This is a genomic window from Shivajiella indica, from assembly GCF_042683085.1.
GTDB classification, from domain to species: Bacteria; Bacteroidota; Bacteroidia; order Cytophagales; family Cyclobacteriaceae; genus Shivajiella; species Shivajiella indica.
Window position 1 is genome coordinate 20,127 of the sequence record NZ_JBHUIV010000007.1, and the last position, 14,209, is coordinate 34,335.

The 14,209-nt window shown below is 40.5% G+C and carries 6 protein-coding genes; all 6 read left to right on the forward strand.

The window, feature by feature from the left end; genetic code table 11:
* Positions 1–10: 10 nt before the first annotated feature.
* The 6 genes from ACFSKV_RS03155 to ACFSKV_RS03180 are packed head-to-tail and all read left to right on the forward strand — an operon-like array spanning position 11 to position 13,943.
* Positions 11–1,171, forward strand: coding sequence for an FIST signal transduction protein (locus ACFSKV_RS03155; RefSeq protein WP_380800309.1), 1,161 nt, complete (start codon positions 11–13; stop codon positions 1,169–1,171).
* Positions 1,172–1,194: 23 nt separating this feature from the next.
* Entirely contained in the window at positions 1,195–2,334 is a 1,140-nt protein-coding gene (locus ACFSKV_RS03160; protein ID WP_380800311.1) for an FIST signal transduction protein, read from the forward strand.
* A gap of 2 nt (positions 2,335–2,336) precedes the next feature.
* Positions 2,337–3,449 carry a sensor histidine kinase gene (locus ACFSKV_RS03165; RefSeq protein WP_380800313.1) on the forward strand — a complete coding sequence of 371 codons (1,113 nt, stop codon included), beginning with the start codon at positions 2,337–2,339 and terminating at the stop codon, positions 3,447–3,449.
* A gap of 27 nt (positions 3,450–3,476) precedes the next feature.
* The gene (locus ACFSKV_RS03170; protein ID WP_380800314.1) at positions 3,477–6,785 is read left to right on the forward strand and encodes a sensor histidine kinase; all 3,309 of its coding nucleotides are present in this window, start codon (positions 3,477–3,479) and stop codon (positions 6,783–6,785) included.
* Positions 6,786–6,796: 11 nt separating this feature from the next.
* On the forward strand, positions 6,797–10,225 hold the full coding sequence (locus tag ACFSKV_RS03175) for a sensor histidine kinase (RefSeq protein WP_380800316.1): 3,429 nt from the start codon (positions 6,797–6,799) through the stop codon (positions 10,223–10,225).
* A 13-nt stretch (positions 10,226–10,238) separates the two neighbouring features.
* Entirely contained in the window at positions 10,239–13,943 is a 3,705-nt protein-coding gene (locus tag ACFSKV_RS03180; protein ID WP_380800317.1) for an ATP-binding protein, read from the forward strand.
* Positions 13,944–14,209: the final 266 nt, after the last annotated feature.

Sequence of the window (14,209 nt, forward strand, 5' to 3'; positions counted from 1 at the left end):
TATTGAAAATATGAAAGCAAAATCAATCAAAGGAAAAACACCTTCAGAAATACAAAAAGCATTGGTGGAAAGCAAAAGTAATGCCATCCAGCCTGGTGGGCAGGATTTCAATCCGACCCTTGCCATCATTATGATAAGCAACATGGAAGACGCAGAAGCGCTCCGTAACATTTTTTGGGAACGAGGTATTGCGATATTTGGGATCACATCACCCCAAAAATTTTCTGAAGACGGAATTACAGAAGATGATATCCTGGTGATGCTCTTGGATATAAAACCTGAGAACTTCAAAATAGTGTTAAACGATTACGAAGGATCCTCTGCTTATGAAGCCGGGTATAATGCAGGTATAACTGGGAAGAGCGCTTTTAAGAATCCTGGCTTCATCATTTCACCATTGGATTTCAGAATTTCCTACGATGGGCTCATCAAAGGATTGACGGATGCAGTAGGCCAGGATATTTTGATCGCGGGTGGTGGTAGTGGTGATCCGGCTGACTTTACAGGAATCCTTTTCACCAATGATGCATCAAGTAAGGGAGGATTACTTGCACTCATTCTGGATCAGGACAAGGTTGCGATGAGCGGTCTGGCTGTTTCAGGATGGAAGCCGGTAGGGACAAGCAAAAAAATCACGAAATGTGAAGGCACTTGGGCACTCACCATTGACCATGAACCGGCGATGCATGTCATTCAAAAATTCTTAGGGAATGATATAGTAAGGGATAATTCAGAAGGAATTGGATTTATTCCAACAGACCTGGGCTATCCATTACAGTTTGAGAGGGCATCAGGAAATGCCATTATGAAGCCTGCGCTGTTTTTTAATCCTGTCGACCAATCCGTCATGATTGCAGGGGGTGTAAACGAGGGGGATCAATTCCGTTTTTCCCTGCCACCGGATTTTGATGTGATTGACAAAGTGGTAGAAACCACCAGGATCAGTAAAGAAAAGGAGATGCCAGATGCCGATGTGTTAATGGTCTTTTCATGTGTCGGACGTTTAGGGACTTTTGGCCCGTTGATTTCCACAGAAATAGAAGGGCTGGCATCTACCTGGGGCAAACCCATGATAGGCTTTTTCTCCTTGGGTGAATTTGGAAAATTGGATGAAGGCCGCTGTGAATTTCAGGGAACAACGGTAAGTTGGGTGGCATTGAAAGAGAAATAATTTTAACCTCTAAAATTGAAGAAATGAAAGCAAAATCAATTAAAGGCAAATCAACGGAAGAAATTAAAACATCACTCGCTGAATGTATGGCCGATGGCTTCAAACCCACCCTGGCGATCATGTTCTCTTCCGTGAGTCAAGATCTTCATGCCCTTAGTAAGGTAACAGATGATGCGGGATTAGACCTTTTTGGGGTTACCACCAATGGAGAGTTTATAGATGAAGAAACTGAAAAGGGATCAGTAGTGGCACTCTTGTTGGAAATCAACAAAAATTATTACGAGATATATCTGGAAGAATACCCAAATAAAAACTTCAAAGAAGTTGCGATGGGAATTGCCAGTAAAGCAAAAGCGACATTTAAAAAGCCTGCTTTTATCATCGGTACGAGTAATCCTGCGGCAGATGGAGAAGAAATCTTGCGGGGCTTTGAAGAAGTTATTGGGAAAGATGTGATTGCTTTTGGCGGAGGTGCAGGAGACGATTACGCCTTTACTGAAACCTATGTTTTCACCAACTATAAAGTGAGCAACAAGGGAATGGTTTGTATCGCTTTTGATGAAGAAAAAGTGGCTGTCAGCGGCATCGCTACCTGTGGTTGGAAAGCAGTAGGAACAGAAAAAACAGTGACCAAAAGTGAAGGGAACCATGTGTTCACGATTGAAAACGAACCGGCACTCGATATCACCACAAAATATGGCGGACTTGAGAATGTAACCCCGGGCAACCAGGATTTATTAATAGAAATTGCTGCCAATTTTCCATTGCAACTTCAACGAAAAAATGGAGATCCAGTCATGCGTCCACCGTTGGTCGTTGACTGGTCAGATCGCTCTTTTTACACAAGTGGCACGGTTCCGCAAGGGTCAAAAATCCGTTTTTCCTTACCTCCTGATTGGGATGTGATGGAAAAAGTGGTGAAAGGCGTTCAAAATCTAAAGGAAACCGAAAGGCCGGAAGCAGATGCCCTGGTTGTGTTCAGCTGTGCCGGCAGGATTCTTTCATTCGGCCCTATGATGAATTCCGAAATAGAAGGCATTCAACGAGTTTGGAATGTACCTATGGTAGGAATGTTTTCCAATGCGGAACTCGGCAGAATGGCAGGAGGTAATTTGGAAATGCATAATTTGACCACCTGTTGTGTGGCGTTAAAAGAAAAATAGAAATGGATAAAAATCTGCTAACTGTATTAGAATTTATTCAGCAGTATCCAAATATGCCGGCTGAACAGAAAGATGCTGTTCTTATGGCATTAAAAGCTGTGGATAAAGAACTTCATATTTTATCTTTTAAGCTCGACCGAACCGAAAAAGTAAAACGGACAACAGCTATCCTGCTAGAAGAAACCATCGAGGAACTGGAGCAAAAGAGAGCAATGGTAGAAGAGGCACTGAAAGAACTCAAATCCACCCAAGCCCAACTTATCCAACAGGAAAAACTTGCGTCACTAGGCCAACTCACCGCCGGCATTGCCCATGAGATAAAGAATCCGCTGAATTTTGTGAATAATTTTTCGGAAGTGAGTTTGGAGCTTTTAGATGAAGTAAAAGAGACAAGAATCAAGAACCAAGAAACAAGACCAAGGACAGAGGAAGACGAAATTGAGGATGAGATTTTGGAGGATATAAAAGCCAACTTGGAGAAGATCCACGAACATGGTTCCCGTGCCAATGGCATCGTGACCTCCATGCTCCAGCATTCCCGTGGAGGCTCGGGCAAAAAAGAATCCACAGACCTGAATGCCTTGATAAAGGAATATGTGAATCTGAGTTATCATGGCATGCGGGCAGGTAAAAATCCGATCAATGTGGATATTCAATTAGACTTAGATGATTCCATCGAGAAAGTGGACCTTGTAGGAGAAGATTTTAGCCGGGTAATTTTAAACCTCTGTAATAATGCTTTTGATGCCTGTGCTGAGCGAAGTCGAAGTATGATGAAAGAAAAAGCGAAAAAGTCGGAAGTCGGAATCCCGATGTCTATCGGGAGGAAGTCGGAAGGTGGTGCATCGTCAGGTGAAGGTTATTTGCCAAAATTAAAGGTTACCACAATACTTGAAAAGGATAGGGTTAAGTTATCAGTTGAGGATAATGGACATGGGATTCCGGATGAGATCAAGGACAAAATCCTGCAGCCTTTCTTCACTACCAAAAAAGGAACTGAGGGAACGGGACTTGGACTGAGCATTACAAATGATATTGTGAAGGCGCATGGGGGCAGGTTGGAAGTGGATTCAGAGCCTGGGAAAACCGTTTTCACCATCCTTCTTAGAAAATAAAAAATATTTCAAATCTAAATCCATTAAATGATGAAGACCATGTCACCATACCAATTCAAAATTTTTCTTCAATCAACAGCATGGCCTAGTCTGTTATTCATTTTGGTTGAATTCCTAATGGTCAAGCCGCTCAATGCACAGATCAATGCATCAAAAGGTATTCCAAGCTACAATAACTATGTTGTAGGAGATCTTGGAATAGCTGGTCAACAGATATGGAATGTAAATCAGGATAAGGACGGGTTTATTTTTGTAGGTAGCAGTAGTGGTTTACAGAGATTTGACGGTCAAAATTGGGAAATGCTCACTTCACCTATTGCGGATTTCAACACCAATGTTCGGGCTACCTTACTTTCCTCTCAGGGCATCTTTTATTATGGAGCCACCGAAGATTTTGGATTTGTAATAAATGATTCCAAAGGAAAACCATTGGAAAATTCACTTAAGCATTTGCTTCCAGAAGATTTGCAGTTCAATGATATCTGGTCGATTTTGGAGGTGAATGGAAAGATTTATTTCCAGGCCAGGGAAGCCATTTTTATTCTTGAACCCGAAAAAGAGGGGAAGAAGGCATCCATTGAGATTTGGAAACCCGATACACAATTTATGTTTGGTTTCAGCTTGGATGGAATATATTATGCCCATCAGATGAATTTGGGCTTGTTTCGGGAAAAAGGAGGTGTGTTGGAATTGATTTCCAGGAGTGAATTTTTGGGAGAAGAAAGGGTACAGGTTTTACTACCTTATCAAAAACCAGGGGAGTTTTTGGTTGGTGGTTTTTCAGGTGGGCTTTTTCATTTCGATGGACAGGAATTCATTCCTTTTAAGACTGAAATAGATTCTTTATTACAGAGTAGAAGTTTATATAAGGCTTTGAGACTTCCAAATCAGACCTATGCCTTAAGTGTTTTGGGCCATGGATTTTTCATTATTGACCAAAATGGAAAAATAAAGTCCCATTTTACCATAAAAAATTCCATTCCTGACCAAAGTGTTTATGCATTTCATTTGGACAATACAGACAACCTATGGGTGGGAACAAACAGCGGACTTTCTAAAATTGAAATTTTCTCTCCACTCACCCGCTTTGCCTCTGAGAACTTTGAGGTGGGAAACGCCCTTTCTCTGAATGGGAATGGGAAAAACCTCTATATCGGTACATCAACCAACGTACTTTACATCGACCAAAAAGACGGTGAAATCAAGCAAGTAAAAGGAGTACCCAATGATCAGGTTTTTAGTCTTGTAGCGGATGAAGATTATATGATTTCCACTGGGGATGGATTATTTGCCATTCAGGAAGGAAAAGCAACTTTAATTGAAGGAACCCAAAGCTTTCAGATTATCAATTTGTTGATTTCCAAAATACATCCTGGCTATGTATTTATCAGTGGATCTTTTGGTATACATGTATTGAAAAGGTCCCAGGATGCAAAAGGCAAGTTTCAATATGAAGCGATAGGTCCAATTGCAGGATCCAATCGCTATGTTTACACCTTAGTAGAAAATGAGGATGGTGAATTATGGGGAGGAACCCAATCCGGCATTTTATTCCGTGTAATTTTCCCAAAAACTGCCTCGGGCAATTTGGATGTTGCAAATGCCAAAGTTGAAGAGTTTAGCGAGAAGGATGGGATCAGAGGTATGTCAGGGGCAGTGGTCGGGCCAATCAAAGGAAAAGTCTACACTTCTGGCATCGAAGGTTTCTTTTATTTCAACCAAGCTTCAGAAAAATTTGAAAGAGATACTGTATTTAGTTTTTCAGATGAAATTGCATCAATTAATCTGGACACCTACGGTTTGGCAGTGGATCAGAATGAAAATGTATTTCTGGATTTTAAAGGGGAAAAAAGATTGGCAGTACCTCAATCTGATGGCTCTTATATCCTGAAAAGCTATCCAGTAAATCTTATCACAGCAAGCTTTGTAGGCTCTCAATATTCTGAGCCGAACGGGATATTCTGGTTTGGCACAAATGAGGGCATGATCAGACTGGACCCCAATTCGGAGTACAAGATAGACCATCCTGTTCCCTTGTATTTTACTGCGGTATCATCTGGGGAAAACGCTTTGGATTTACCGAAACAATTATCCGAATCAATACCTGAATTTCCTTTTAAGGGCAATGCTATCAGATTTCAATATGTAGCACCCTTTTTTGTAAAAGAAAACAAAATTAGCTATCAGACTTTTTTGGAGGGGTTTGATGAAGATTGGGGAAAATGGGAAAACAAATTGTACCGGGAATTTTCGAATCTTCCGTATGGAACTTATACTTTTCGGGTTAGGGCAAAGAATACCTTCAATGTTTTGTCTGATGAGATCAGCTATTCTTTTGTAATCCTACCACCATGGTATGCCACCTGGTGGGCTTTTATAATGTATTTCTTAGCATTGGGACTAATCGTATTGGGATTGGTCAAAATCCAAACCAATAGAATCCTTGTCAGGGAAAAAAATAAAAACCGGGAAAAGGAACTCGCCCATGCCCGTGAAATCCAAAAGGCCTATGAAGACCTCAAGGCTACCCAGGCACAACTGGTTCATTCAGAGAAAATGGCATCTCTTGGCGAGCTTACTGCAGGAATAGCACATGAGATACAGAATCCGTTGAATTTTGTAAATAACTTCTCTGAGTTAAACACAGAGTTGATTGAAGAAATGGAGGATGAGGTGGGAAGAGGTAACCTTGATGAAGTTAAGGAATTGCTTGCTGATCTGAAAAGCAATGAACAAAAAATTGTCCAACATGGTAAGCGTGCCAGTTCTATCGTAAGGGGAATGCTGGCCCATAGTAGAAACGGTTCTGGGGAAAAGCAATCTGTGGACATCAATGTCTTGGCGGAGGAATACCTTAAACTTGCCTACCATGGTCTCAGGGCCAAGGATAAGAATTTCTATGCCGAATTTAAGATGGATTTTGATTCTGATCTACCAAAAATAAATGTAGTTCCCCAAGATATAGGTCGGGTATTGCTCAATTTAATCAACAATGCTTTTCAGGCTTGCTCGCAAAAAGACCTTCCTAGCCCCGCTAGCTATCGGGGGGTTAGCGACGACAAAAGAAACCTGGAAGGTCTACACCCCCTCGTTATCGTATCCACCAAAAACTTAGGTGACAAAATTGAAATATCGGTAAAAGACAACGGCCCCGGCATTCCGGATTCCATCAAAGATAAAATCTTCCAGCCTTTTTTTACAACAAAGCCCACCGGTCAGGGGACGGGATTGGGATTGAGCCTGAGCTATGATATTGTTAAAGCGCATGGGGGGGAGTTAAAGGTAGAAAGTAGGGAGGGGGAAGGTTCAGAATTTATCATTAAATTACCTATTTAATCCAGAAAAGCATGCAACCGACCAAACAATCTAGAGTGTCTGTCAAAAAAAAGACTATCTTCCAGTTGTTAAGCTTTGTCGGAATTTTGCTTCTTTCATTTTCCACTTTAGCACAATTAAGTTCTAATAATCTTACTCTTTATACAGAAAAAGATGGGTTACCAGGTACACAGATCAATAAAATTATTGTGGATCAATTCGGCTATATCTGGGTGGGAACCATCAACGGGCTGGCAAGGTTTGATGGCTATTCTTTCAAACGGTTCTATGAAGACCCTAATAACCCCGGTTCGATCAAAGGATTGAATGTCTGGTCCTTGTTTGAAGACAGCAAAGGTAGAATATGGGTAGGTACCTCACCGGGAAAACTGAATGTCTATGATCCTGCCACTCAATTATTTCGCGAATATCCTTTTGTTGATTTGTTTGAATATGATGTAAATATCGAAAAGGGAATTAGGCAGATCGCTGAAGACAAAAATGGCCGTGTTTATTTTGGTGTACATACCTTACATGGCCAGGAGATTTCTAATGCGCTCCTATACTTGGATGAGAAGGAAGATAAAATAAAAAGATTCGAACCGGCTGAAGACCTGGTGATTAAAAATGTTGGAAACCTGACTTCAGATCAGGAAGGGACGATTTGGGTCCTTTGTTACTCCGGATCCTTTAAAATAACCAAGGAAAATAAGCTTGAAAAAATCAATCCTAAAAATATTTCCAAAGAACCTGTTTTGGAAAATGAATATGCATCTAGCATGGTCAATGGCAACGAAGGTTATCTTTGGATCATATCCAACTTTGGACGCTTGTTTAAATTCAATGTATTCTCTGAAGAATTTGAGATTTTTGCTCCAGTAGGAATTTTACAAGAAAATCATTTCAACAGCCTAACCTTGGATGATGAAGGTAATTTGTGGATGGCAACCAACTATGGTCCTTTTTATTATTACACCAAGCAGGATTCAGTAGTCTATTTTAAAGAGGATCTATCGGGAAAATTTGGTTTCAGAGGAGATGCAGCCAATACAATTGCTGTGGATCAATTTGGAGGGGTGTGGGGAGGAACCCAGGTGATGGGATTATTAAGGTATGAAGACCGATCTATCTTCAAATCATATACCTTTAAAAATGATGATCCCAATTCTATACTTTCTGGATGGGCGGATAATATCATGGAATTGCCGGATGGGAAATTGCTTGTAACAACTTCCGGGTTGAATATTATAGACCCAGAAAGTAATTTGATAGAAAGTTTACCTTTTCATACCTCCAATGCTTTTAAAATATATTCTATCTCGGAACTGTCAGTAGGTGAATACTCTCTAAACTCCACTATTGGTGTCTATCAATTTACCTATCCTGAAAAAACATTAAAGAAGATAGACATTCCCGGTATTCCTGAATCCAATTGGGTAACCGGTTTTTTTAATGACAGTCAGGGTAATCAATGGGCATTTACCAACGGGGGGATTTACTCGAGAAAAAACAGCAAGGAGCCCTTTACAAAAATTAAAATGAATTTAAGCGAGGATGATGAAAAACGCCTACAATCAGTAGTACGGGTCTATGAAAGTAAAAAGTTCGGTTTATGGATGCCTACAGATGACAGATTGTTTTTATACAATTATGCTACAGGTCAAATTGAATCCAAAGGGAATGACAAAAGTCTTGGGGATATTTTGGGAACTCAGGACATCAATTCCTTTTATGAGGATGAAAATGGAATAGTTTGGGTAGGGGCTTGGCAGGGTGGATTGAACCGCTTCGAAGTGGCCACAGGGAAAATAAAAACTTACACCGTCAATGATGGACTTCCCTCCATGAGTATTCAGTCCATCCTTGCTGATGAAAAAAATGAAAATCTTTGGCTAAGTACTTTTGAAGGAATCAGTAGATTCCACATTCCTACAGAGCAATTTTACAACTACTCCATTGATGATGGCATTCAGGGTCAGCTCTATGCGGATGGATCCTATTTAAAAACCTCCAAGGGCCAGTTTGTTTTCGGTGGGGCAAACGGGATCACTATTTTTGACCCAAATAAAGTAAACACAACTTCCATCCCCCCAAAAGTATTTTTGACAGAGTTCAAATTATTTAATGAAAGGGTATTACCAGGGGAAAACTCAATTCTAAAAAAACCTATTTATGATACAGAGGAAATTGTTTTGGCCCATAATCAGAACAACATCACACTGGAATTCATCGCCCTGCATTATTCCAATCCTTTGAAAAATAAGTTTGCCTATAAGTTGGATAATTATGATAATGACTGGAGGGAATCCTCCAATTTTCAGCCTGCGTACTACCCTAACCTACCTCCAGGGGAATATCTCTTTCATGTCAAAGCAGCCAACAATAATGGCGTTTGGAACGAAGAAGGTGCAAAATTGAAGATTATCGTAAATAAACCTTGGTGGCTGACAATATGGGCCTATCTGTTTTATGGGCTTGTATTTATAAGTGCATTATTCGGGGCTGACCGGATTTTTCGCCATCGGGTTGTACTGAGAGAAAGGGAAAAAGCCCGAGAAAAAGAATTGGAACAGGCCAAGGAGATTGAAAAAGCCTATACCGAATTAAAGGCCACCCAAGCCCAGCTTATACAGTCTGAGAAAATGGCCTCCCTCGGAGAACTTACTGCCGGAATCGCGCATGAGATTCAGAATCCGCTGAATTTTGTGAATAATTTTTCGGAGGTGAGTGTGGAGTTAGTTGATGAGATACAAGACATAAGACGCAAGACACAAGACAGGGTACCAGAGAGCGAAGAGGATGAGATATTGGAGGATATTAAGCAAAATTTGGAGAAGATTCAGCACCATGGCAAGCGGGCGGATGCGATAGTGAAGGGAATGTTGGAACATAGCCGAAAAAGTACAGGAGAAAAGGTACCCACGGATATCAATAATTTGGCGGAGGAATATCTTAGACTTTCATACCATGGGATGCGGGCTAAAGACAAGTCCTTTAGCTGCGACTACCAAACAGATTTTGATCCTAATCTGCCAAAAGTGAATGTCATTCCACAGGATATCGGGAGGGTGCTGCTGAATATCATCAATAATGCTTTTCAGGCTTGCTCGCAGAAAGACCTTCCAAGCCCCGATAGCTATCGGGGTGTTAGCGACGACAAAAGAAACCTGGAAGGTCTACACCCCCTTGTCACAGTTTCCACCAAAAACCTTGGCGACAAAATTGAGATTTCAATTGAAGACAACGGTCCAGGTATTCCCGATGCCATCAAAGACAAAATCTTCCAGCCTTTCTTTACCACCAAGCCGACAGGCCAGGGAACAGGATTGGGATTGAGCCTTGCTTATGATATCGTGAAGGCGCATGGTGGGGATCTGAGGGTTGAATCCGAAGTTGACGAAGGAAATCCCGATCCTTTCGGGAAGGGTAAAGGGAGTAAGTTTACAATTTTATTAAGTTGAAAAAAATAGGCATATGAAATTAAAGATCACCTTAGATTCCAAAATAATACTCTTGCTATCCTTGTCGGTGGTATTATTTTCCTGCCAAAAAGAAACCAATATTCCATTTCCGGAAAATGCCTCCGGTTTTGAGATTCCAAAAGCCATTCCTTTCGAAATGCCGGAAGGTAAACCTATAAACTGGAAGGTTTATCCACAGGACAGCATTCCAAAAGGGGTAAAAATTGGTTTTGATATCGATAAATTGCCTTCAAAACCTTTTTCAGTCAATGAATTCAAACCCCTCAAATCGCCCATTACTTTCACTTCAATTGATTGGGACAATCTCGAATCCATTCCTTTTCAAATGGATTCCATCAATAATTTCCCATTAAAAGTCAAAAAATTCATCCTTCCAGAGCCTATTGTTACCCTGGCCTCTATACCTTCCGTATGGACCGGTGGAACTTCAGCCATTGTGAAACTGGGCCAATCCGAAGGCTTGTTGGGCAATAAGGTCTTTACCATTATTCAGGATGATTTTGGTAGTATATGGATTGGCACAGAAAGGGGTCTGCACAAATATGACGGCAATAAATTCCTGACCTATAATTTCTTTGGAAAAGCTCCTAACGGCAACACAGAAGTAATTACAGATATGGTATTGGACAATCATGGTAGGTTGGTGATTTCAGGCTTGGAGTCTGGTATTTATCGCTTGGATATCACTTTGGGAATTGTGGATCATTATGTTTTTGAAAAAGGCTTTATCAGAATGGCCTTTGACCGAGCAGGACTTCTTTGGGGAGCGAATGGTGGGGTCTATATGCTGGACTTGGATAAGAAGTTGATTTCAGAAGTAGATCTTCAAAAAGAAGAGACGGGTTTAAATGCTGTCTTTGGAGTAAAAGAAGATAGTCAGGGCAATATCTGGATCGGATTTGGACAAAAAATAGGAATACTTGATCACGAAAGAAAAACCATTCGCTTAATCGGAGATTCTGAAGGGATTCTTGTCCGGACTGCCTATGACTTTACTGAAGACAAGTCAGGTAATGTATGGATCACCGCCTTTTCCCTGGAAGCTTTCAGCGTTTCCATTCAGAACCGCAGGATCCAAAAGGTAGGGGCTGATCAAGGGTATTTTGGTAGGCCAACTGATGTATTTGAGGATGATTATGAGAGACTTTGGTTTATTTCAAATGATACCCTCACCCTATTTGATACCAAAACATCAAAAATTAAAAAAGTTCATACTGGCTCAGCCATCAGAACTACCGGTTTTCCTTCCTCTTCTATGATAGGCAAGGAAGGTTTGATTTATGTTGGAACAGATAAGGACGGTGTGCTATTGGTAAATCCAAAGGGCATGCTTTCAGACAATTTTTCAGTCGAAAATGGATTGGAAAGCAATGATGTATGGGGGATACAGGAAGACTCCAAAGGGAGAATATGGATGGCCAATTACCGTGGGATCAATATTTATGATCCTGCCAAAGAGAAGCTTTCCCTCTTAAGGCTTCCCCAAGAACTTAGTACCAATGATTTCCGGCAATTGAAGAGAATTGAAGAGGATGTTTTTTTGGCCGGTATCATGCGGGGTTTTGCCATCATAGACGTTAAGGCCAAGTCCATCACCATTTATAACACTTTTGATAAAGGAATCGGTAATGCCATATTCAATGGGGTTAAAACTTCAGATGGGAAATATTGGATGGGAACCAATAGTGGGTTGCTGGTTTTTGATCCAGGTGAAAATTCCTTCAGAAAGCTTGACACAACCAATGGAATTGTATCTAATACCTCCTTTGTGGTGATCAAAGACCAAAAAGGTAAAATTTGGGTGTGCTCGGATTCCGGAATAAATATCATCGATCCAAAAAATAACACCAATGTGACTTTGCAAAAGAAGGAGGGATTGTTGAGTGATTATAATTCCATGGTTTTTGAGTCCAAAAGCGGGGAGATTATCGTCGGTGGCGATTTGGGGATTTCGATTTTTAACCCTAATAAAACTTCCATTACACATATTACCGCCGAAAACGGCTTGAATCCACCGGCTTTGTATGATCTCAATGAATTTGAAGGCCGGATCCATATCGGTTCTGAAAATGGAATCATTGTGGTAGAAAGGCCAAGAGCGGAAAACCTTGATCAAGCCTGGAGGATTGCCAATTATGACAAATCTGCCGGGATTCCCTATAATGATTACAATCAGGCCACTTCCTTTATAACCAAGTCAGGTCAGGTTTGGTGGGGGGCTTCTCCCATTTTGACCGTAAACCATCAAAATCCTTTTATTGACAGCTTGGCTCCAGTGGCAATAATCCAAGGGATGAATATCATGGACCAAAACCCGGTATTTTTGAAACAAAAATTGATTGAAAACCAGTTGTCTTTGGAAGACACACTATGGAACAGTGATTTTAGTAAAGGTTTTGTAAAAGGGAAATTGCCATTGGATTCCGGTTACCTATCACAAAACAAAATTCAATGGGACAGTATTACTCCTGGGTTCCAGATGCCGATAGGCCTAAAACTTCCCTACAACCAAAACTCCTTTAATTTTACTTTTGCCAACCAAACGGTTTTGGGAAGGGATAAAATTGTTTACAGGTATATATTGGAAGGAGCGGATGAATCATGGTCTGATGTAAGTGCGAAAAATGTTTCAAAAATTTACTATAACTTGATTCCGGGAGATTATACCTTCAAAGTAGCTACCCGTGGGTTCAATGGAATCTGGAGCGAACCGGATAGTATTCAATTTAGCATTTTGCCACCTTGGTGGCAGACTTGGTGGGCGTATCTAAGTTTTGCCCTTTTGGCTGGAGGATTGGTCTTTGTGGTGGTACAGGAGAGGTCCAAATACCTGAAAAGGGAAAATAAAATCCTGGAAGAAAAAGTATCGATCCGGACAGCTCAACTGAAAAAATCATTGGATGATCTCAAGTCCACTCAGTCCCAATTGATTCAGTCGGAGAAAATGGCCTCCTTGGGAGAACTTACTGCAGGCATTGCCCATGAGATACAGAACCCTTTGAATTTTGTGAATAATTTTTCGGAGGTCTGCCATGAACTGATGGAAGAATTAAAAAGTGAAAAGTCAAAGGAGAAAAGTGAAAGAGATGAAAACCTGGAAGATGAAATTATCAGTGATGTCATTCAAAACCTTGGAAAAATACACCACCATGGTAAAAGGGCGGATGCGATAGTCAAAGGAATGTTGGCCCATAGCAGGAACAGTTCCAGTCAAAAAGAAGATACAGACCTCAATGCCTTAGCAGATGAGTACTTGCGCTTGTCTTACCATGGGCTAAGAGCAAAGGACAAATGCTTCAATGCCCAATTTACTACAGACTTTGATCCTGAACTTCCAAAAATAGCTATAGTTGCACAGGATATAGGGAGGGTTTTGCTGAATTTAATCAATAATGCCTTTTTCGCTGTTAATGAAAGAAAGAAAAATGGAGAATCGGGATATAAACCCACCGTTTCAGTGAGTACAAAAAGTGTTAATGGTAAAGTTTTGATCACTGTCCGTGACAACGGCCTCGGCATCCCGGATTCCATCAAAGACAAAATTTTCCAGCCTTTCTTTACTACCAAGCCTACCGGGCAGGGAACTGGTCTAGGATTATCCTTATCTTATGATATTGTCAAGGCGCATGGGGGAGAATTGAAAATGGTGTCGAAGGAAGGACAGGGAACAGAATTCATAGTTATTTTAATGGTATAATTTGAAGACCATTTCAATTTTCTGATTGTAATTTTTTTATGTGATTATGCATTTACTTTGAAAGAACCATAAAACTTAATTCAGGAATTTTTGAAGGCTAAGATTTGTACTTTTTCTACTAAAAATGATAGGAAAGGTGGTGATGTAGCATTAAAAAAGAAGAATAGGAAATCAAAAGCATTTTTCAAGAACATTTTGAGAAGGTAAAAGCAGAAAATAGAATAAGAAAGAAACTAATAAATTAAATAACCTTCAAATGCCTTTCA